The organism is Bradyrhizobium sp. MOS003, assembly GCF_003020125.1.
In the GTDB taxonomy this organism is placed as follows: Bacteria; Pseudomonadota; Alphaproteobacteria; order Rhizobiales; family Xanthobacteraceae; genus Bradyrhizobium.
This window is the reverse complement of record NZ_PYFW01000008.1, coordinates 216,985-238,085: the sequence shown is the minus strand read 5'-3', so window position 1 is coordinate 238,085 and position 21,101 is coordinate 216,985. Positions and strand designations below refer to the sequence as shown.

The 21,101-nt window shown below is 64.7% G+C and carries 20 protein-coding genes; 5 read left to right on the top strand and 15 right to left on the bottom strand.

Annotation, left to right across the window (positions count from 1 at the left end; translation table 11 throughout):
- Window positions 1-7 precede the first annotated feature (7 nt).
- The 4 genes from purF (at window position 8) to C7G42_RS28485 (ending at window position 5,081) form a co-directional block, all read left to right on the top strand.
- Window positions 8-1,531 (top strand): amidophosphoribosyltransferase, encoded by a 1,524-nt coding sequence (purF, locus tag C7G42_RS28500; protein WP_106952238.1) that lies wholly within the window; start codon window positions 8-10, stop codon window positions 1,529-1,531.
- 182 nt (window positions 1,532-1,713) lie between these two features.
- A complete protein-coding gene (locus tag C7G42_RS28495; RefSeq protein ID WP_106952237.1) occupies window positions 1,714-2,454 on the top strand; it encodes an SDR family NAD(P)-dependent oxidoreductase in 741 nt (246 codons plus the stop codon).
- Window positions 2,455-2,544: 90 nt separating this feature from the next.
- Window positions 2,545-3,687, top strand: a complete 1,143-nt coding sequence (locus C7G42_RS28490; protein WP_106952236.1) for an NHL repeat-containing protein — start codon at window positions 2,545-2,547, stop codon at window positions 3,685-3,687.
- A gap of 167 nt (window positions 3,688-3,854) precedes the next feature.
- Window positions 3,855-5,081: an ABC transporter substrate-binding protein gene (locus C7G42_RS28485; protein ID WP_106952235.1), complete on the top strand. Its 1,227-nt coding sequence runs from the start codon at window positions 3,855-3,857 to the stop codon at window positions 5,079-5,081.
- Between the two features lie 158 nt (window positions 5,082-5,239).
- Here the strand turns inward: C7G42_RS28485 and C7G42_RS28480 are convergent, their stop codons facing one another.
- From C7G42_RS28480 to C7G42_RS28445, 8 genes are all read right to left on the bottom strand, one after another.
- On the bottom strand, window positions 5,240-6,490 hold the full coding sequence (locus C7G42_RS28480; protein ID WP_106952234.1) for a TCR/Tet family MFS transporter: 1,251 nt from the start codon (window positions 6,488-6,490) through the stop codon (window positions 5,240-5,242).
- Window positions 6,487-7,869, bottom strand: coding sequence for a ribosome biogenesis GTPase Der (der, locus tag C7G42_RS28475; RefSeq protein ID WP_106952233.1), 1,383 nt, complete (start codon window positions 7,867-7,869; stop codon window positions 6,487-6,489). The genes C7G42_RS28480 and der overlap by 4 nt, the downstream gene beginning before the upstream one ends.
- Window positions 7,870-7,919: 50 nt before the next feature.
- The gene (locus tag C7G42_RS28470; RefSeq protein WP_106952232.1) at window positions 7,920-8,474 is read right to left on the bottom strand and encodes a hypothetical protein; all 555 of its coding nucleotides are present in this window, start codon (window positions 8,472-8,474) and stop codon (window positions 7,920-7,922) included.
- A gap of 61 nt (window positions 8,475-8,535) precedes the next feature.
- Complete coding sequence (locus tag C7G42_RS28465; RefSeq protein WP_106952231.1) at window positions 8,536-9,189, bottom strand: tetratricopeptide repeat protein; 654 nt, start codon at window positions 9,187-9,189, stop codon at window positions 8,536-8,538.
- A gap of 165 nt (window positions 9,190-9,354) precedes the next feature.
- Entirely contained in the window at window positions 9,355-10,947 is a 1,593-nt protein-coding gene (locus tag C7G42_RS28460) for a class I adenylate-forming enzyme family protein (protein ID WP_106952230.1), read from the bottom strand.
- 73 nt (window positions 10,948-11,020) lie between these two features.
- Window positions 11,021-11,605, bottom strand: a complete 585-nt coding sequence (locus tag C7G42_RS28455) for an NnrU family protein (protein ID WP_106952229.1) — start codon at window positions 11,603-11,605, stop codon at window positions 11,021-11,023.
- A 197-nt stretch (window positions 11,606-11,802) separates the two neighbouring features.
- A complete protein-coding gene (locus C7G42_RS28450; RefSeq protein WP_106952291.1) occupies window positions 11,803-12,381 on the bottom strand; it encodes a UCP034077 family protein in 579 nt (192 codons plus the stop codon).
- A gap of 100 nt (window positions 12,382-12,481) precedes the next feature.
- The gene (locus C7G42_RS28445; RefSeq protein WP_106952228.1) at window positions 12,482-14,104 is read right to left on the bottom strand and encodes a peptide chain release factor 3; all 1,623 of its coding nucleotides are present in this window, start codon (window positions 14,102-14,104) and stop codon (window positions 12,482-12,484) included.
- A gap of 174 nt (window positions 14,105-14,278) precedes the next feature.
- On the opposite strand from C7G42_RS28445, the gene sugE reads away from it, so the two are divergent.
- The gene (gene sugE, locus C7G42_RS28440) at window positions 14,279-14,593 is read left to right on the top strand and encodes a quaternary ammonium compound efflux SMR transporter SugE (protein ID WP_106952227.1); all 315 of its coding nucleotides are present in this window, start codon (window positions 14,279-14,281) and stop codon (window positions 14,591-14,593) included.
- Here the strand turns inward: sugE and C7G42_RS28435 are convergent.
- The 7 genes from C7G42_RS28435 to C7G42_RS28405 all read right to left on the bottom strand — a co-directional run bounded on the left by C7G42_RS28435 (window position 14,586) and on the right by C7G42_RS28405 (window position 21,066).
- A complete protein-coding gene (locus C7G42_RS28435; protein ID WP_106952226.1) occupies window positions 14,586-15,593 on the bottom strand; it encodes an inorganic phosphate transporter in 1,008 nt (335 codons plus the stop codon). The two genes, sugE and C7G42_RS28435, sit on opposite strands and share 8 nt — an antisense overlap.
- Window positions 15,594-15,605: 12 nt before the next feature.
- The gene (locus C7G42_RS28430; protein WP_106952225.1) at window positions 15,606-16,250 is read right to left on the bottom strand and encodes a DUF47 domain-containing protein; all 645 of its coding nucleotides are present in this window, start codon (window positions 16,248-16,250) and stop codon (window positions 15,606-15,608) included.
- Between the two features lie 156 nt (window positions 16,251-16,406).
- Window positions 16,407-17,375, bottom strand: a complete 969-nt coding sequence (locus C7G42_RS28425) for a branched-chain amino acid ABC transporter permease (RefSeq protein ID WP_106952224.1) — start codon at window positions 17,373-17,375, stop codon at window positions 16,407-16,409.
- Window position 17,376: 1 nt separating this feature from the next.
- Complete coding sequence (locus C7G42_RS28420; protein ID WP_106952223.1) at window positions 17,377-18,240, bottom strand: branched-chain amino acid ABC transporter permease; 864 nt, start codon at window positions 18,238-18,240, stop codon at window positions 17,377-17,379.
- Between the two features lie 72 nt (window positions 18,241-18,312).
- Window positions 18,313-19,536, bottom strand: coding sequence for an ABC transporter substrate-binding protein (locus C7G42_RS28415; protein ID WP_106952222.1), 1,224 nt, complete (start codon window positions 19,534-19,536; stop codon window positions 18,313-18,315).
- A gap of 35 nt (window positions 19,537-19,571) precedes the next feature.
- Window positions 19,572-20,318, bottom strand: a complete 747-nt coding sequence (locus C7G42_RS28410) for an ABC transporter ATP-binding protein (protein ID WP_106952221.1) — start codon at window positions 20,316-20,318, stop codon at window positions 19,572-19,574.
- Entirely contained in the window at window positions 20,311-21,066 is a 756-nt protein-coding gene (locus C7G42_RS28405) for an ABC transporter ATP-binding protein (protein ID WP_094974563.1), read from the bottom strand. The genes C7G42_RS28410 and C7G42_RS28405 overlap by 8 nt, the downstream gene beginning before the upstream one ends.
- Window positions 21,067-21,101 lie beyond the last annotated feature (35 nt).

Here is a 21,101-nt window from a genome sequence, read left to right as displayed (position 1 = left end):
GGACGAGATGCGAGACCCTGACCAGGACGCCCAATTTGATCTCGATCCAAACGCCGGCCCGGGTCCGGCCGCGCTAGAGGTTCAGGACGACCTGGAAGGAGATACGCTGCGCGAGGAATGCGGCGTCTTCGGCATCTACGGTCACCCTGACGCCGCCGCCATCACCGCGCTCGGCCTGCACGCGCTTCAGCATCGCGGCCAGGAGGCCGCAGGCATCGTCTCTTACGATGGCAGTCGGTTTCACAGCGAACGCCGCCTCGGCCTCGTCGGCGACACCTTCTCCCGCCGCGAGGTGATCGACCGCCTGCCCGGCAACATGGCCGTCGGCCATGTCCGCTACTCCACCACCGGCGCCACCATCCTGCGCAACGTGCAGCCGCTTTTCGCCGAGCTCAATGCCGGCGGCCTCGCGGTCGCCCACAACGGCAATCTCACCAACGGCCTGACGCTGCGCCGCGAGCTCGTGAAGAGCGGCGCGATGATGCAGTCGACCACCGACACCGAGGTGATCCTGCACCTGGTCGCGCGCTCAAGGCGCAGCCGCTTCATCGAACGCTATATCGACGCGCTGCGCGAGATCGAGGGCGCCTATGCGCTGGTCTCGCTGACCAACAAGAAGCTGGTCGGCGCGCGCGATCCGCGCGGCATCCGTCCGCTGGTGCTCGGCGAGCTCGACGGCTGCCCGATCCTGACGTCGGAGACCTGCGCCCTCGACATCATCGGCGCCCGCTTCGTGCGCGACATCGAGCCGGGCGAAGTCGTCGTGTTCGACGAGAACGGCCAGGACGTCCACAAGCCGTTTCCGCGGATCGCGCCGCGGCCCTGCATCTTCGAATACATCTACTTCTCCCGTCCGGACTCCATCGTCCACGGCCGCTCGGTTTACGAGGTGCGCAAGGCCTTCGGCGCGCAGCTCGCGCGCGAGAGTCACGTGCCGATCGACGTCGTGGTGCCGGTGCCGGATTCCGGCGTGCCCGCCGCCGTCGGCTACAGCCAGCATTCGGGCGTGCCGTTCGAGCTCGGCATCATCCGCAACCATTATGTCGGCCGCACCTTCATCCAGCCGACGCAGGCGATCCGCGAATCCGGCGTGCGCATGAAGCATTCGGCCAACCGCGCCGCGATCGAAGGCAAGCGCATCATCCTGATCGACGACTCGCTGGTGCGCGGCACCACCTCGAAGAAGATCGTGCGCATGATGCGCGATGCCGGTGCCAAGGAAGTGCACTTCCGCCTCGCTTCGCCCCCGATCCTCTATCCCGACTATTACGGCATCGACCTGCCCGACCGCGGCGGTCTTCTGGCGGCGACCCATTCGCTGGAGGAGATGCGCGAGATTATCGGCGCGGACTCGCTCGCTTTCCTGTCGATCGACGGCATGTACCGCGCCATGGGCGAGCCCGGCCGCGACCCCGCCAATCCGAAGTTCTCGGATCATTGCTTCACCGGGGCGTATCCGACCCACCTCACCGACCAGACCCAGACCGAGCAGCAGCCGCGGCAGCTGTCGCTGCTGGCGGAAGCGAGCTGACGGCGCAGCCGTCATCCCGGGGCTCATCAGAGGGCTGCTTTTTCGTCATGGCCGGGCTTGTCCCGGCCATCGACGTCTGTAATACCCGCCGCAAAGAACGTGGATGCCCCGGGCCTTCGCCTCGCCGAAGCGGCTTCGGCCGCGCAGGCGGGCAAGCCCGGGCATGACGGAAGTATTCGACGATGACAAATCCCCTCGCCGACCGCATCGCTCTCGTCACCGGCGCCTCGCGCGGCATCGGCTACGCCACGGCGCTCGCGCTGGCGAAAGCCGGCGCGCATATCGTTGCCACCGCGCGCACGCAAGGAGGGCTTGAGGAGCTCGACGACGAGATTCGGAAACTGGGCGGTAGCGCCACGCTGGTGCCGCTGAACCTCACCGATTCCGACGGCATCGCGCGGCTCGGCGCCGGCCTGCACGAACGCTACGGCAAGCTGGACATCCTCGTCGGCAATGCCGGCGTGCTCGGCCCGTCCTCGCCGATCGGCCATATCGAGCTGAAGAGCTTCACCGACGTGATGGCCGTCAACGTCTCCGCCAACTTCCAGCTGATCCGCTGCATGGAGCCGCTGCTGAAGGAGTCCGACGCCGGCCGCGCCGTGTTCGTCACGTCGGGCGCCGCCAACAAGGCGACCGCCTATGTCAGTCCCTATGCGGCGTCCAAGGCCGCGCTGGAGACGCTGGCCCGCGCCTGGGCGCAGGAGACTGCGAACACCAGGCTGCGCGTCAATCTGTTCAACCCGGGCCCGGTCCGCACCCGCATGCGGGCCACGCTGATGCCGGGCGAAGACCCGGCGACGCTCGACACGGCCGAGCAGGTCGCCGAATTCATCGTGCCGATGTGCTCGCCCGACTGGACCGAGACCGGCAAGTTCTACGACTACAAGACCCGCAGCCTGCTGAGCTTCCGCTCGCCCGCGTAAATCCCTTGCCTGATTGACTCGACTGCCTCCCCGCGATTGACTGCCCGCGCGCAAGCGGCAGCAAGCCGCACGCCAAAAAGGGAGGTTGCCATGGCGCCATGGCTTGATCGCGCAGGCTCTGCGTCTGCGCTCGCACGTCACGCTCTCTCCATTCTGATCGCAGCCGTCGTATTCGCGCTTCCGTATGCGGCGACCGCCGGCGACGTTCCGACTTTCGCGGTCGATGCCTCCTGGCCGAAGCAGCTGCCGAACAACTGGATCCTCGGCCAGGTCGGCGGCATCACCGTCGATGGGCAGGGCCACATCTGGGTGATCCATCGCCCGCGCTCGCTCACCGACGACGAGAAGGGCGCGAGCCTCACCCCGCCGCGCTCGAAATGCTGCGTTTCGGCGCCGCCCGTGCTCGAGTTCGATGCCGAGGGCAATCTGCTGCGCTCATGGGGCGGTCCCGGCCAAGGCTACGAATGGGTCGGCCGCGAGCATGGCATCGAGGTCGACGAACGCGGCTTCGTCTGGGTCGGCGGCAATGCCGACAATGATAATGCGATTCTGAAGTTCACGCTCGACGGCAAGTTCGTTGCCCAGATTGGCAAGATCGCGCCGAGCCTCGGCAGCAACGACACGACCCAGCTCGGCAAGCCCGCCGAGACCGCGATCGACAAGGAGGCCAACGAGATCTACGTCGCCGACGGCTACGGCAACCGCCGCGTCATCGTGTTCGATGCGACGACGCTCGCCTACAAGCGGCATTGGGGCGCCTATGGCAACAAGCCCGATGATGCCAAGCAAGGGCCGTACGATCCCAAGGCCCCGGTGGCGCAGCAATTCGGCAATCCGGTCCATTGCGTGAAGCTGGCCAATGACGGCCTCGTCTATGTCTGCGACCGTATCAACAACCGCATCCAGGTGTTCAACAAGGACGGCAGCTTCGTGAAGGAGTTCTTCTTCGAGAAGAACACGCTCGGCAACGGCGCGGTGTGGGACATCGCGATCTGGCCCGATCCGAAGCAGACATGGCTGCTCAGCGCCGACGGCGAGAACAACGAGATCAGGGTGATCAAGCGCGACGACGGCAGCGTGGTCGGCAGCTTCGGGCACAACGGCCGCAACGCTGGTCAATTCCACTGGGTGCATGCCATGGCGATCGACGGCAAGGGTAATGTCTATACCGCCGAGGTCGATACCGGAAAGCGCATCCAGAAATTCAAGCTGACCTCGGACGCCCTCAAATAGCGTCTCGACGCATTTTGCCCAAAAGTTAACCGACGGATGACGCTACGACGCAGCGTCATCCGGCTTTAGGCGCATTGCCGCCGGCCCTGGGACAGGCTAGAGCCATCAGCCGGAACAAGGCTCCGCAAGAGAGCCGTCCGCATATTTGACAAGGGAGGAAACCTTTTATGACGACGACGTTCGTGCGCCGCTCCGCGGCCCTTCTGGCCTGTGCTGCCTTCGGTTTTTCAACATCCGCCTACGCGCAGGACAAGACCGTCAAGATCGGCGTGCTCAATGACATGTCGAGCCTCTATGCCGACATCGGCGGCCCCAATTCCGTGGTTGCGATCAAGATGGCGGTCGAGGATTCCGGCCTGCTCAAGAAGGGCTGGAAGATCGACGTCATCAGCGGAGATCACCAGAACAAGCCCGACGTCGGCGTCAACATCGCCCGGCAGTGGATCGACAACGAGAAGGTCGATGCGATCGCCGATACGCCGAACTCCGGTGTCGCGCTGGCAGTCAGCAACCTCGTCAAGGAAAAGAATGCGGTCCTGCTGAACTCCGGCGCCGCCTCCGCCGACCTGACCGGCAAGGCCTGCACGCCGAACACGGTCTCCTACACCTATGACACCTATATGCTGGCCAACGGCACCGGCAAGGCGCTGACCAAGGCCGGCGGTGACAGCTGGTTCTTCCTGACCGCGGATTATGCCTTTGGCCACGCGCTCGAGCGCGACACCACGGCGGTCGTGACCGCAAACGGCGGCAAGGTGCTCGGCAGCGTCAAGCATCCGATCAACACCGCGGACTTCTCGTCCTTCCTGCTGCAGGCACAATCGTCCAAGGCCAAGGTCGTGGGCCTCGCCAATGCCGGCGGCGACACCACGAACTCGATCAAGCAGGCGGCCGAATTCGGCATCGTCTCCGCCGGTCAGAAGCTCGCGGCATTGCTGCTGTTCATCAACGACGTGCATTCGCTCGGCCTGAAGACCGCACAGGGGCTGACCTTCACGGAGTCGTTCTACTGGGATATGAACGACAAGACCCGCGAATGGTCCAAGCGCTTCTCGGCGCTGGCCAGCAAGAGCGCGATGCCGTCGATGACCCAGGCCGGCAACTACGCGATGGTGCTGCACTATCTGAAGGCGATGGACGCGCTCGGCGGCAATCCGCATGACGGCGCCAAGGTCGTCGCCAAGATGAAGGAGCTGCCGACCGACGATCCGCTGTTCGGCAACGGGCCGCTGCGTCAGGACGGCCGCCGCCTCATCCCGGCCTATCTGTTCGAGGTGAAGAAGCCCGAGGAGTCGAAGGGACCGTGGGACTACTACAAGCAGATCGCCACGATCTCGGCGGAAGATGCCGCCAAGCCGCTCAAGGACAGCGAGTGCCCGCTGGTGAAGAAGTAACCGCGTAGCGAACATCCCGGGGCGATGCGAAGCATCGAACCCGGGATCTCGCGCGGCATTCTCCACAGCCATTCGTAGGGCGGGTTGGCCGCAGGCGTAACCCGCCACTTCTCTCACCTGGAAAACGGCGGATTACGCTTCGCTAATCCGCCCTACTTCTACTCGGCCGTCCTCGGTCCACCCAGCGTCCGCACCGCGATCGCCACGCAGACCACCATCAGCATCGCCGCGAGCAGGAACGGCGCGCCGGGCAGATGCAGCGGCGCGCTGGCGCCGATGAAATATGAAAATGTGAGCGTGAACAGGAACGGGCCGACGAGTTGCGACATGCTCTGCACGCTCGCGGTCGCGCCCTGGAGCTGGCCCTGCTGATCGGGCGCGACCAGCCGCGTCATCAGCGCTTGAGACGCTGCACCCGAAATGCCCCACAGCGCCAGAATGGGAATCCCGATCCAGGACAGCGGCCCGGTCGGTGCACTGCCGAGGACCAAAAAGCCGAGCGCCCCACAACACAGGCCGAGCAGCAGTGCATTCCGCTCGCCGAGGACCCGGACGATGGCGCCGATTGCGAGCCCCTGCACCACCATGGCGCAGATGCCGACCATCGCCAGCGTCAATCCTACGGTCTTGGAATCCCAGCCGTAGCGATAGGTCGCATAGAGCACGAAGGTCGAGGGCAGCACGACATGCGCGACCTGCGCGATGAAATTGACGACGGACAACGCGGCAAGCATCGCATTGGAGCGCAGCAGGCGGAGTGCACCGACCGGACTGGCGCTCCTCCAGCGGAACGGCGCGCGCTTGTCGGGCGCGAGCGATTCCGGCAGGACGAACAGCCCGTAGAGCGCATTGGCGAAGCTGAGGGCGGCCGACGCCCAGAACGGCAGCCGCGGATCGATATCGCCGAGCAGGCCGCCCAGCGCCGGCCCGAGGATGAAGCCGGCACCGAAGGCCGCGCCAATCCGGCCGAACACCGCCGCGCGCCGCTCCGGCGGCGTGATGTCGGCGATGTAAGCAAACGCCGTCGAGATGCTGGCCGAGGTTATGCCGGAGATGCCGACGAACAACCACAGCAGGGATGGCGCCAGCGCCATCAGCACGTAATCGGCGGCGAGGCCGAAATTCGACAGCAGCACCACCGGCCGCCGCCCGAAGCGATCTGACAGCGCTCCCAACAGCGGCGAGAACACGAACTGCATCAGCGCCCAGGCGGTGCCGAACAGGCCGAAGATGCGCGCCGCGTGCGCGGTGTCGTTGTCGACGAAGCTCTCGATCAGCTTCGGCAGGATCGGCATGATCACGCCGAGCGCGAGCATGTCCAGCAGGATGGTGACGAAGATGAAGGCGACGGCACCGCGCCGGACCGGCGCAGCGCTCTGCGCCATCGCCTCGCCGGCATCGTTGCTCACGACGGCCGCTTGCGCTTATGGGCGAAGGGGTTGGCCTTCTCGCGCAAGGTGATGCGCACCGGCGTGCCCGGCAGTTCGAAAGTCTCGCGCATGGAATTGATGAGGTAGCGCAGATAGGACTGCGGCACCGCGTCGGCGCGCGAGCAGAATAGCACGAAGCTCGGCGGGCGCGCCTTGGTCTGGGTGATGTAATTGAGCTTGAGCCGTCGCCCGGACACGGCCGGCGGCGGATTGGCCTGAACTGCCTGCTCGAACCAGCGGTTCAATGCCGAAGTCGACACGCGCTTGTTCCAGAGCGCGTAGGCATCCTGGATCGCCTGCATCAGCCGATCGATGCCCTCGCCCATCAGGCCCGAGACGGCGACGATCGGCACGCCCTTGATCTGCGGCAGCAAATGGTCGGCATCGCGGCGCAGGCCCGAGATCGCGCCGCCCCCCTTGCTCTCCATCAGATCCCATTTGTTGACGGCGAGCACCAACGCGCGCCCCTCGCGCTCGATCAGATCGGCGATGCGCAAATCCTGCTCCTCGAAGCGGTTCTGCGAATCCATCATCATCACCACGACTTCGGCAAAACGGACCGCGCGCAGGGCATCGGCGACCGAGAGCTTTTCCAGCTTCTCCTCGATGCGGGAGCGCCGGCGGAGACCTGCGGTATCGAACACGCGAAACTCGCGGCCCTTCCAGTTGATTTCGACCGCGATGGAATCGCGCGTGGTGCCGGCCTCCGGGCTCGTCAGCAGGCGTTCCTCGCCGAGCAGATGGTTGATCAGCGTCGACTTGCCGGCATTGGGCCGGCCGACGATGGCGACCCGGATCGGGCGCGTCGCGGCCTCTTCCTCGGTGAGCGGTTCGTCGTCCTCGGTTTCATCCTCTTCGACGGGCTCCGGCATCAGCTTGGCGAGCGCGTCGTAAAGCTCGCCCATGCCCTCGCCGTGCTCGGCCGAGATCTGGATGGGATCGCCAAGGCCGAGCGCGAAGGCTTCCATCGCGCCGGCATCGCCGTGCTTGCCCTCGCTCTTGTTGGCGACCAGCAGCACCGGCTTGTTGGCCTTGCGGGCGAAATCGGCGAAGGCGCGGTCGGTCGGCGTGAGGCCGACGCGGGCATCGACGACGAAGAACAGCGCGTCGGCCTGCGCGATCGCAGTCTCGGTCTGCTCCTGCATACGCGCGGTCAGCGAGCCCTTGGCGCCCTCGTCGAGGCCGGCGGTATCAATGATGGTGAATTCGAGATCGCCGAGCCTGGCCTCACCCTCGCGGCGGTCGCGGGTGACCCCGGGCAGGTCATCGACGAGCGCCAGCTTCTGCCCAACCAGACGGTTGAACAGCGTCGATTTGCCGACATTGGGCCGGCCGATGATGGCGATCGTGAAGGACATGAATCATTCGTGCGCTGCCGGAGCCGCGTCTGTCAATGCAATGAAGAATATCAGCGCGAGAAGCTGCCGCTCGGCAGCGGCGCCGGGAAGCCGCCCTGCGTCTGCTGCTGCGTGGTCTGGGTCGGTTGCGCCTGCTGGACCGGCTGGTCCGGCGGCGGTGCAGTGGTGCGCTTGCGGACGATCTTGTGCTTGGGCGGTGGAGCGGCCGTGGCCGGCGCCGCCTCCGGCTGGGCCTCTCCGTCAACCTCGCCGGCAGGCGCCTCCGCGGGCGCGACGGCTGCGGCGGCGGGCTGCCTGGTGTGCTTCGCCTTGGCTCCCTTCGCCGGCTTGGCCGGCTCGGGCGGCGGCTCCGCAGGCAAAGCCGCGACGGCAGGCGCGTTCGGATCCGGCTGCTGCTGCTGAGCGCCCTTGTACATCTCCTTCGGGACGCCCTGCTCGAGGCCCGGCACGCCATCCGGGAAGACCGGCTTGCGGTCGCCCGGCAGCTTCTTCTTAGTGTCGAGGAAGTCGAGCATGTCGCTTGGATCGAAGCTGGAGCAGCCGCCCAGGACGCCCGTGAAGGCGATCAGGACGGCGGCTGCGATCAAGCGTGGCGTGCGGCGCATCGTGTGTGTCTCGTTTACGTCAAAGGGCCGTCGTCAGCTGTTCTTGCTCAGCTCTTTTTGCTCAGCTCTTGGCGACGGGCGGAAGCAGGGCCTGGAGCGCTTCGGCGCGCGAGCGCAGGCCGGGTGGCGTTTCGCCGTCTTCACCGATCGCGTCGAGCCATTTGCGGGCCGCGGTCATGTCGTTGTTGCGCCAGGCCGACAGCGCCAGCATCTCGCGGGCGCTGTGGCGGAAGGTCGATTTGGGCGCCGCGGAAGGCTCCAGCCGCTGCTGCATGTCGGCATAGGACGCGCTGTCGAGCAGCAGACCGGCGGCGCGGATCCTGGCCAGATCCTGCCACTCACCACCGACGCTGCGGTCGGCAGCGATATCGTCATACATCTTGGCGGCAGCCTTGGCGTCGCGGGGCGCCGCCTCGGCCGCGGCGCGCAGCCGCGCCAGGGTGCGATAGCCAGACGGCGCCTTGCCGGCGAGCTCGGTGAAGGCGGCCTCCGCCTCGGCATGCTTGTCCTGATCGGACAGCTCGGCCGCCTTCTCGAAGGCGGCGCCGGCCTCGGCGGCCTTCTTGGCCTCCAGATACTGATAGCCGCGCCAGCCGCCGACGGCCGCCACGACCAGCACCATCAGGGCGATGAAGTAGACCGAGTATTTATCCCACAGCTTCTTGAGCTGTTCGCGACGTACTTCCTCGTCGACTTCGTCAAATAATTCAGCCACTTATGCCAATCCCATGCCCGTCCGGGTGCGCGCGCCAAGGCGTTCGCGTCAGGAATCCCGTCCCCCACGTGGCGGCGAGGTACCCTAACGATATGGCGCTGGCAAGGCAAAGCGAGCCCGATCAAGGCGTTAACCACCCGGTCAGCCCGTGGCGCACCTGTCGGCTCAAGCGCCCAGGAGCTCCCGAAGCTGCCGCTTCAGCACCTTGCCGTTGGCGTTGCGGGGCAGCGGCTGGGGCGTGATCGCCATGGTCTCGGGAACCTTGTAGTCGGACAGGCGCTCGGCGCACCAAGCCCGCAAGTCGCTGTCCGCCACCGGCTCCCGCGTCACCACCACCGCGTGGACGCGCTCGCCCAGCACCGGGCAGGCCTTGGCGATGATCGCGCTCTCGATCACGGCGGGATGGCCGGCCAGCACGGATTCCACCTCGGCCGAATAGATCTTCAGGCCGCCGCGATTGATCATGTCCTTCTGCCGGTCGAACACGCGCACGAAGCCTTCCGCATCGACCGAGCCGAGATCGCCCGAATGCCAGAACCCGCTGGTGAAGCTCTCGGCGGTGGCCTTCGGGTTGTTCCAATAGCCCTTGATGACGGAGGCGCTCTGGATCCAGAGCTCGCCGATCTCGCTATGGGGCAGCTCGCGCCCGTCCGGATCCATCGCGACGATGCGAGCGCCGGGACACGGCAGGCCGACGCTGTCGATATGGCTTTCGGTCAATTCGCCCGGCATGATCGTCGAGGGCGACGTCGTCTCGGTCGCGCCGTAGCAGTTCATCAGCTTCAGGCCGGGAATGGTCGCCTTGAGCTTCTTGATGGTGGCGACCGGCATCGGCGCGCCACCGAAGCCGCCGATGCGCCAGCTCGACAGATCGTAGCCGTCGAAATCGGGCTGCAGCAGACAGAGATTGTACATCGCCGGCACCATCACCGTGTAGGTGACGCGCTCGCGTGCGGCGAGCTTGAGATAATCGGCCGCCTTGAACTCAGGCATGATGATCAGCGCGCCTCCGCAGCGGATCATGGTCGTGATGTTGGCGACGACACCGGTGACATGGCCGAGCGGCACCGCAGCGATGGATCGGTCCGCTTGCGTCAATTGCAGACAGGATACGAATACCATCGAGGAATGGACGATGTTGCAATGGGTGAGCATCGCCCCCTTCGGCTTGCCTGTGGTGCCCGAAGTGTAGAGGATCATCGCGGTGTCCTCTTCGCTCACCTCAACCGGCGCAGGCGCCCGCGGGTTGTCGGCGAGCGCGGCGAAGTGCGAGCGAGCCGGATCATCGTCGACGGCGATACGGTGGACAAGATCAGGCAGCTCCTGCGCATCGGGCAGCCGCTCGGCAAGGCCTGCTTCGTGGATCAGGATCCTGGCGCCGCAATCGGCGAGGACATAGGCGATCTCCGGCTTCTGCTGGCGCGTGCTGAGCAGCACCGTCACCAGCCCCTCATGCGCGGCGGCGAACAGCAGCAGCGGGAATTCGATGCGGTTGCCGAGCAGGATCGCGACGCGGTCGCCGCGCTGCAGGCCGAGCTTGCGGAAGCCCGCGGCGATCCGCGCAGCCTGCTCCACGACCTGCCGCCAGCTCAGCCGGGCGTTGCCTGCGACCAGCGCCTCACCGTCGGCATTGCGATCGCGCGCCTCCGCGATCATCGCCCATACGCTGGACGGCCGGTCGCAAAAGGCCGGCACCACGCGGTCGCCAAAACGCGCCTCGAACCGCATCGGCGGGATCTGAGATTGCGACCAGTCCATCGAAGGGCCCTCTGCTTGTTGCTCTTATCGGCTTCCACACATGGACATCGGGGTTTCGTCTTGTGCCGACCGGCTAGACCCCGATCACGGGGACGCCGATCACGACCGGATGGAACGCAAAGGCCAGAGCGAGATAGGCGACGACACCGACGGCGACCGCAATCAGATCGTTGCTGACGCCGCCCACCGGAATCGGCGGGCCACCGGCGTCGGTGCGAGCTTTAAGCGAAATGCGGTCATAGACAGCCCAGCCCAGGAACGAGCCGAACAGGATGATGGAGCCGAGGTCGCCGTTGGCCAAAAGATGCGCCGCCCCCCACAGCTTGATACCGGCCAGCATGGGGTGCTTCAGTGTCGCGTAGATGCGGCCGCGGAGATAGGAGGCGACCACCAAAATGACCGCAGGCAGCATCAGCGCGAGCGTGATGTGCTTCATCGCCTTCGGCGGATACCAGACGTCGATCCATCCCGTCGCACGGTAATGCGCAAAGCCCCAGATGATCAGCGCGAGACCCGCGAGCGAGACCATGGCATAGAGGATCTTGTAGGTCCCCTCACCCAGCCTCGCGATCGCCTGCGCGCGCGCCTCACGTTTGGTGGTGAACACATGGGCCGCAAAAAACAGCGCAAGCCCCAGGATCATGACCAGCAGACCCACGACATCCTCCCCGCAAAGCAGCCCCCACCAATGGCGTATCATCGATTGCCCGGCGGTCGCAACTCTCACCCCTCATGGTGAGGAGCGCGCCCTTGCGCGCGTCTCGAACCATGCAGGCCCGGCTGCGGCAACAGCGGGGGCCTTTCATCCTTCGAGACGCGCGTGACGAACGCGCTCCTCAGGATGAGGGGATAGAGCTATTTTCCCAGCTCACGATTGTCGACATAGCGGATCGCGATCGGCCGCCCGGCCAGGGCGCCGGCGAGTCCGCCGGTGAATTTCAGCGGCAGGCAGGCGTTCAGCGACGCGTTAATCGCCTTCAGATATGTCGTACGGGTGTCGGCCGGAGCGCCTGGGGTCGCGAATGTGAGGCGCGGCGGGCCGATCAGGCCACCGGCCCTGTTGAAGCTGAAACGCACCGACATCTGCATGCCCGCGCGCGCACTATCCGATGGCGGCGACCAGCAGCTTCGCAACTCGGCGAAGAGGTCGCCGATCGTGTCGAGATCGTGATCGGGCTTTTGATATTTGGCGCGGTCGGCCTTTGAAGGAACGCTCTCGATGGTGAGCTGGAGATTCTGGCCGTAGGGATAGTCGATCTCGGGAATGCAGGGACCGGGTTCGAGCGGGCTGCAATAGGACGGCGTGCAGGGCCGACCGTCGAGCACACTGCACGGCTCGTGCGCGAACGGGATCGGATTGATCTGGCGGCGCCGCGCGTCGGCCGCAGCGATCGATATCGCCAGCAAGAGAAGAATGAAGATGCTGCGCCACATGATGCGAACTCGCGATGCCACTTGGACAAACGTGGCACCGTCCTTGAACGCGTCAAGCCGGCGCGCGTTCACATGCTCGCGTGCAATTGGCTGGGGCGCTCTACCCCTTCTTCTTGACGTCCTTGACGTTGGTGAACTCGATGCCCTCGGCGCGCTCCTTGGTGTAGCCGAGATAGAATTCGTTCCGGGCGAGATAGACGGGATCGCCGTCGACGTCGTCGGCGATGCTGGAGGTGTTGGCGGCGATGAAGGTGTCGAGCTTCTTGCGATCGTCCGAGGAGACCCAGCGCGCCAGCTGGAATTCGCTGACCTCGAACTCGACCGGCAGCGAATACTCCGCCTCCAGCCGCGCCTTGAGCACGTCGAGCTGGAGTGCGCCGACGACACCGACCAGCGCAGGCGCACCGTCGCGCGGACGGAACACCTGCACCACACCCTCCTCCGACATCTGCTGCAGCGCTTCCTTCAGCTTCTTGGCCTTCATCGCGTCGGTGAGGCGGACGCGGCGGACGATTTCCGGCGCGAAGCTCGGCACGCCCACGAAGTTGAAATCCTCACCCTCGGTCAGCGTGTCGCCGATGCGCAGCGTGCCGTGATTGGGAATGCCGACCACGTCGCCGGCGAAGGCTTCGTCCGCGACCGAACGGTCCTGCGCGAAGAAGAATTGCGGGCTCGACAGCGGCATGCTCTTGCCGGTGCGCACCAGCTTGGCCTTCATGCCGCGGCTGAGCTTGCCCGAGCAGAGGCGCGCGAACGCGATGCGGTCGCGGTGGTTCGGATCCATGTTGGCCTGGATCTTGAACACGAAGGCGCTCATGCGCGGATCGGTGGCCTCGACCCTGCGCTGGTCGCTGTCCTGCGCGCGCGGCTCCGGCGCGAACTTGCCGAGGCCTTCCAAGAGGTCGCCGACGCCGAAATTGCGCAACGCGCTGCCGAAATAGACCGGCGTCAGATGGCCCTCACGGAACGCATCGAGCTCGAACGGTTTCGACGCCGCGGTGACGAGCTCAAGCTCGTCCTTGACCGCGGAGACGTCGAGATTGGCGTTGAGCTTGGCGAGTTCCTCGATCTCGATCTGCTGAGCCGCGCCGGTCTTGGCGCCGCCACCTTCGAGCAGGCGCACGCCGCCGTTGACGACGTCGTAGGTGCCGAGGAAGTCGCGGCCGCGACCGACCGGCCATGTCATCGGCGTGGTATCGAGCGCCAGCGTCTTCTCGATCTCGTCGAGCAGCTCGAACACGTCGCGGCTCTCGCGGTCCATCTTGTTGATGAAGGTGATGATCGGGATATCCCGAAGACGACACACCTCGAACAGCTTTCGGGTGCGCGCCTCGATGCCCTTGGCGGCGTCGATCACCATGACGGCGGAATCGACCGCCGTGAGCGTGCGATAGGTGTCCTCCGAAAAGTCCTCGTGGCCCGGCGTGTCCAAGAGGTTGAACACGAGGCCTTCGAATTCGAAGGTCATCACCGAGGTCACGACCGAGATGCCGCGCTCGCGCTCGATCTTCATCCAGTCCGACCGTGTGTTACGCCGCTCACCCTTGGCCTTGACCTGGCCGGCGAGGTTGATGGCGCCGCCGAACAGCAGCAGCTTTTCGGTCAGCGTGGTCTTGCCGGCGTCGGGATGGGAGATGATCGCAAACGTGCGCCGCCGCGCCACTTCGGCGGCAAGCGGCGAACGGGCCGGCGATTCGGCGGTGGTGGTGGCGATGTCGGACATGGCGGCAGCGTGTGGCAGGGAAAACGGGCCTTATCAAGCCTCATCTGGTGATTGCGGAGCATTCCAGCCAGCCCCATATCGGCCTTGGCCCTACTGGCCTCGGGGGGAGGACGGCCTCCCCGCCCATCAGCATGTCAGCCGCGGGGACGCCCCTGCCTTGAATGGAGGGTCGTCATGGCCTGGAGCATCCTGTTCGTTGCGGGCCTTCTCGAGATCACCTGGGCGATCGGCCTGAAATACACCGAGGGCTTTACCAGGCTCGTTCCGTCCGTCGTCACGCTCGCGGCCATGGCCGGCAGCGTCATCTTGCTCGGATTTGCGCTCAAATCCCTGCCCGTTGGAACCGCCTATGCGGTGTGGACCGGCATCGGCGCGGTCGGCACCGCAACGCTGGGCATCATCCTGTTCGGCGAGCCGGCCACCGCCCTCCGCCTCGCCAGCATCGGGCTGATCGTCGCCGGGATCGTCGGGCTGAAGCTGGTTACCTGACGAAGAGCTTGACCGCCCACCAGGTCAGCGCCGCCACGATGGCCGAGGCCGGCATCGTGATGACCCAGGCATAGACGATCGAGCTGGCGACATTCCAGCGCACCGCCGAGAGGCGCCGGGCGGCGCCCACGCCGACGATGGCGCCGGTGATGGTGTGGGTGGTCGAGACGGGAACCCCGAGATAGGTCGCCATGAACAGCGTCGCCGCTCCGCCGGTCTCGGCGCAAAAGCCCTGCATCGGGGTCAGCTTGGTGATGCGCAGGCCCATGGTGCGGACGATGCGCCAGCCGCCCATCAGCGTGCCCATCGCCATCGCTGCCTGGCAGGACAGCACCACCCAGAACGGCACCGAGAACTCGCTGCCGAGATGGCCCTGCGAATAGAGCAGCACCGCGATGATGCCCATGGTCTTCTGCGCGTCGTTGCCGCCATGGCCGAGCGAATAGAGCGAGGCGGACGCGAATTGCAGGATCCGGAAGGCGCGATCCACCGCGAAGGGCGTTGAGCGCACCGAGGCCCAGGACACGATCGCCACCAGCACCATCGCGAGCAGGAAGCCGACCAGCGGAGACAGCACGATTGCGATCACCGTCTTGGACAATCCGCTCCAGACCGCCGCCGAAAGGCCGGCTTTGGCCACGCCGGCACCAAACAAGCCGCCGATCAAGGCGTGAGACGAGGACGATGGGATGCCGAGCGCCCAGGTCACGAGGTTCCAGACGATGGCGCCGACCAGGGCTGCGAAGATCACCTGGGCATCGACGATCGCGGGATCGATGATGCCGGTGCCGATGGTCTGGGCGACGTGCAGCCCGAACACCATGAAGGCGACGAAATTGAAGAACGCGGCCCAGAATACCGCGAATTGCGGCCGCAAAACGCGGGTCGAAACGATGGTCGCGATCGAATTGGCCGCGTCGTGCAGGCCGTTCAGGAAGTCGAACAGCAGCGCGACGGCGATCAGTCCGACCAGGACGGGAAGACCCAACGCGGCATCCACAGCGGCCCTGCCCTATACTTGCTCGATGACGATGCTGTTGATCTCGTTCGCGACGTCGTCGAAGCGATCGGCCACCTTCTCGAGGTGGTCGTAGATCTCGACGCCGACGATGAAGTCCATCGCATTGCCGTCGCGGTGCTTGAGAAACAGCTCCTTCAGGCCGATGTCGTGGAGATCGTCGACGCGGCCCTCGAGCTTGCCGAGCTCCTCCGTGATCGCGGTCAGCATGGCGACGTTCGGACCGATCGATTGCATCAGCGGCAGCGCGCGGCCGACCAGATTGGCGCATTCGATCAGAAGCCCGCCGATCTCGCGCATCGGCGGCTCGAAGGTGCGGACCTCGAACAGCATCACCGCCTTGGCCGTCTGCTGCATCTGGTCGATGGCGTCGTCCAACGACGTGATCAGGTTCTTGATGTCGCCGCGGTCGAACGGGGTGATGAAGGTGCGGCGCACCGCGGTCAGCACCTCTCGGGTGATGTTGTCGGCATCATTCTCGAACTGGTTGACGCGCTGGCAATAGACCGGCGTCTCCTCGCCCCCCTTCAGCATGCCCTGGAGCGCGATGGAGCCCTGGATCACCGTCTGGGCATGCCGGTCGAACAGGTCGAAGAACCGTTCTTCCTTGGGCAGGAATGCACGAAACCATCGCATCATGGGGGTAGGCTACCGATTGGAAAAGGCCCGGCCCTGTCAGGCCGTCATGAAACTGTCATAGACCATTTTCGATCCGCGCGCGTGTCATCTCACGCCCGCGGAGCCGGGTCATCCACCGCTTTCAGACGACCGGCAAACCGCTTCCAAATCAGATAGTTAGAGCGATCGCCGGAAGTAATGCGCGATTTCGCCGATAACGCCGCGGCGGAAGGTGAGCACGCAGACCACGAAGATCGAGCCCTGGATCACCGTCACCCACTGGCCGAAGCCGGCGAGGTATTGCTGCATTGCGATGATCGCGAAGGCACCGACCACGGGGCCAAAGATGGTTCCCAGGCCGCCGACCAGCGTCATCAGCACGACCTCGCCCGACATCGACCAATGGACGTCGGTGAGCGAGGCGTTCTGCGCCACGAACACCTTCAGCGCTCCGGCAAAACCGGCCAGCGTTCCCGACAGCACGAAAGCCAGGAACTTGTACTGGTCGGTCCGGTAGCCGAGCGAAATCGCGCGCGGCTCGTTCTCGCGGATCGCCTTCAGCACCTCGCCGAACGGCGAATTGATGATGCGGAAGATCAGCAGGAAGCCGGCGAGAAACCCGACCAGCACGACGTAATAGAGCACCGTGGGCTTGGACAGATCGAAGACGCCGAACATGCGTCCCTGCGGGATGCCCTGGATGCCGTCCTCACCGTGGGTGAACGGAGCCTGGAGGTAGATGAAGTACAACAGCTGCGACAGCGCCAGCGTGATCATCGAGAAATAAATGCCCTGGCGGCGGATCGAGATGTAGCCGGTGATCAGCGAGAGTACGAAAGCCGCGGCGATGCCGACGAGGATGCCGAGCTCGGGCGGCAACGCCCACACTTTCAGCGCATGCGCGCAGCAATAGCCTGCCGTCCCTAGGAACATGGCGTGTCCGAACGACAACAGGCCGCCATAGCCGATCAGCAGATTGAAGGCACAGGCGAGCAGCGCAAAGCACAGCGCCTGCATCACGAAGAACGGGTAGACGCCCGTGAATGGCACCGACGCCAGCAGCAGCGCCATCAATACGAAAGCGATCATCTCGTCGCGCATTGCGCGAGGGGTCACCGGCAGCGTGTCGTCCGTCAGGGTTGTCATATCAGGCTGCCCTTCCCGTCAATCCCGTTGGCTTCACCAAGAGCACCAGCACCATCAGCACGAACACGACGGTGTTGGAGGCCTCGGGGTAGAAGTACTTGGTCAGTCCCTCGATCACCCCGAGCGCGAAGCCGGTGATGATGGAGCCCATGATCGATCCCATGCCGCCGATCACGACCACCGCGAACACCACGATGATGAGATCGGCGCCCATCAGCGGCCGCACCTGGTTGATCGGCGCCGAGAGCACGCCCGCAAGCGCGGCAAGGCCGACGCCGAGACCGTAAGTGAGCGTGATCATGCGCGGCACGTTGACGCCGAAAGCGCGGACCAGCGTCGGATTTTCGGTGGCGGCGCGCAAGTAGGCGCCGAGCCGCGTCTTCTCGATCAGGAACCAGGTTGCGATGCACACCACCAACGAGAAGATGACGACCCAGCCGCGGTAGATCGGCAGGAACATGAAACCGAGATTCATGCCGCCTTTGAGCTGATCCGGAATGGCGTAAGGCAGGCCGGAGGAGCCGAAATAGTTCTGGAATACGCCCTGCACGATCAGCGCGATGCCGAAGGTCAGGAGCAGGCCGTAGAGATGGTCGAGCCCTGTCAGCCATTGCAGCATGGTCCGCTCAAGAATCATGCCGAAGATGCCGACGATAATGGGCGCAAGCAGCAACGCCCACCAATAGTTGATGCCGCCGAGGTTCAAGAGGAAATAGGCAACGAAGGCGCCCATCATGTAGAGCGCGCCATGGGCGAAATTGATGATGTTGAGCATGCCGAAAATCACGGCAAGCCCGAGACTGAGCAGCGCGTAGAACGAGCCGTTGATCAGTCCAACCAGTAGCTGAGCGTATAGAGCCTGCATCGATCCCGCACCCGGTCCTTCGGCGTTCCCTGAAAGTCGCCCGCGGGCCTGACGGCGCCGCGGGCTGTTATCCTATTTCTTCAAGAGCGCACACTTGCTCTCGGACAGCGGCGTGAAAGCCTGGTCGCCCGGCACCGTGCCGACCAGCTTGTAGAAGTCCCACGGCCCCTTGGATTCGGAGGGCTTCTTCACCTCGAACAGATAGGCGTTGTGGATGGTGCGGCCGTTGGGCTGGATCTCGCCCTTGCCGAACAGCTCATCCTCCGTCGGCATCGACTTCATCTTCTCGACGACCTTGACGCCGTCATGAGGATTGCCGCCGAGCGCATCGAGCGCCTTGAGATAGTGACGCACGCCCGCATAGACGCCGGCCTGCACCATGGTCGGCATCGCGCCGTTCTTCATCTTCTCGCCGAAACGCTTCGAGAACGCCCGGGTCTGGTCGTTCATGTCCCAGTAGAACGTCTCGGTGAAGTTGAGGCCCTGCGCCGTCTCCAGGCCGATCGCCTTGACGTCGGTCAGGAAGAGCAGCAGCGCCGCGAGCTTCTGGCCGCCCTTGCCGATGCCGAATTCGGCTGCCTGCTTGATCGTGTTGGTGGTGTCGCCGCCAGCATTGGCAAGACCGATGATCTTTGCCTTGGATGACTGCGCCTGGAGCAGGAAGGACGAGAAGTCCGGCGTGTTCAGCGGATGCTTGACGCCGCCGATCACCTTGCCGCCGTTGGCGGTGACGACCGCGCTGGTGTCGCGCTCGAGCGCAGCACCGAAGGCGTAGTCGGCGGTCAGGAAGAACCAGCTGTCGCCGCCCGCCTTCACCAGCGCCTGGCCGGTGGTGTGGGCCAGCATGTAGGTGTCGTAGGTCCAGTGCACGGTGTTGGGCGAGCACTGCGCGTTGGTGAGGTCGGAGGTCGCCGCGCCCGAATTGATGTAGACGCCGTTCTTTTCCTTGACGACGTTGTTGACGGCAAGCGCCACGCCGGAATTCGGCACGTCGACGATGATGTCGACCTTGTCGACGTCGAACCATTGCCGCGCGATCGCGGTGCCGATGTCGGGCTTGTTCTGGTGATCGCCCGAAATGATGTCGATCTTCCAGCCCTTCGCAGCCAGGCCGGAATCCTCAACGGCCATCTGTGCGGCGAGCGTCGAGCCGGGACCGCCGAGATCGGCGTAGAGGCCGGACTGATCGGACAACGCGCCGATCTTCACGGTCTTGTCCTGCGCGGATGCGACGCCCGTCACGGCGAAGGAGAGCGCGGTGCTCAGCAGCAATGATGCAATCGACGTCGTCTTCATGCAACTTTCCTTTTTGAATTTTCTCGTTGGCAGTATCAGACACCAAGATAGGTGTGGAGCTTGTCCATGTTGGCGGCAAGATCCGCATTGGCAAATCCGTCAATGATCTTGCCGTGCTCGACGACATAGTAGCGGTCGGCGACGGTGGATGCGAAGCGGAAATTCTGCTCGACCAGGAGGATCGTGAAGCCCTCCTTCTTGAGCCGCGCAATGGTGTGGCCGATCTGCTGGATGATAACGGGCGCCAGGCCCTCGGTCGGCTCGTCCAGCATCAGGAAGCTCGCGCCCGTGCGCAGGATGCGCGCGATCGCCAGCATCTGCTGCTCGCCACCGGACAGCTTTGTGCCCTGGCTGTTGAGGCGTTCCTTCAGGTTCGGGAACAGATCGAAGATCTGGTCGAGCGGCAGCCCGCCTTCGCGGACCACCGGCGGCAGCAGCAAATTCTCCCGCACGTCGAGACTGGCGAATATGCCCCGCTCTTCCGGGCAGAATGCGATGCCCATGCGCGCGATCTTGTCGGAGGTCGCGCGGATGATCTCCTGATTGTTGAACTTCACCGAGCCGGTACGCTTGCCGATGATGCCCATGATCGACTTCAGCGTCGTCGTCTTGCCGGCGCCGTTACGTCCGAGCAGGGTGACGACCTCGCCCGCGTTCACGTCGAAGTTGATCCCGTGCAGGATGTGGGACTCGCCGTACCAGGCTTCGAGGTTGCGGACCTGGAGGATGTTTCCGCCGGTCGCAGCCTTGGCCGGAGCCTCGGCGATCGCAGTGTCAGGCATGACCGGCTCCCAGATAGGCTTCCTTGACGCGCTCGTCCTTGGTGAGCTCGCTGTAATGGCCTTGCGCCAGCACCTGCCCGCGCGTCAGCACGGTGATGATGTCGGAGAGGTTGGCCACGACGCTTAGATTATGCTCGACCATCAGGATGGTGTATTTCGCCGAGATGCGCTTGATCAGCGCCGCGATCTTGTCGATGTCTTCGTGGCCCATGCCGGCCATCGGCTCGTCCAGCAGCATCATCTCAGGGTCGAGCGCAAGCGTGGTTGCGATCTCCAGTGCGCGCTTGCGCCCATAGGGCATCTCGACCGCGGGCGTGTTGGCAAACTCGCTGAGACCGACGTCGTTCAACAGATCGCGCGCGCGATCATTGAATTGGTTGAGCACGGACTTGGAGCGCCAGAAATCGAACGAGGAGCCGTGCTGGCGCTGAAGCGCGACGCGGACGTTTTCCAGCGCGGTGAGATGCGGAAACACCGCCGAAATCTGGAACGAACGAACAAGCCCCAGGCGCGCCACATCGGCGGGCGCCATCGCGGTGATGTCCTGCCCCTTGTAGAGGATTTTTCCGGCAGACGGTTTCAGGAACTTGGTCAGAAGATTGAAGCACGTCGTCTTGCCGGCCCCGTTCGGGCCGATCAACGCATGAATGCTGCCACGGCGAACCTTGAGCGCAACGTCGCGGACGGCGAAGAAGCCCGCGAACTCCTTGCTCAAGCCCTCCGTTTCGAGAATAAACTCATCGGCCAAACAGATTTCCCCCTGCCCGCAAAAAGCGTGGCTAT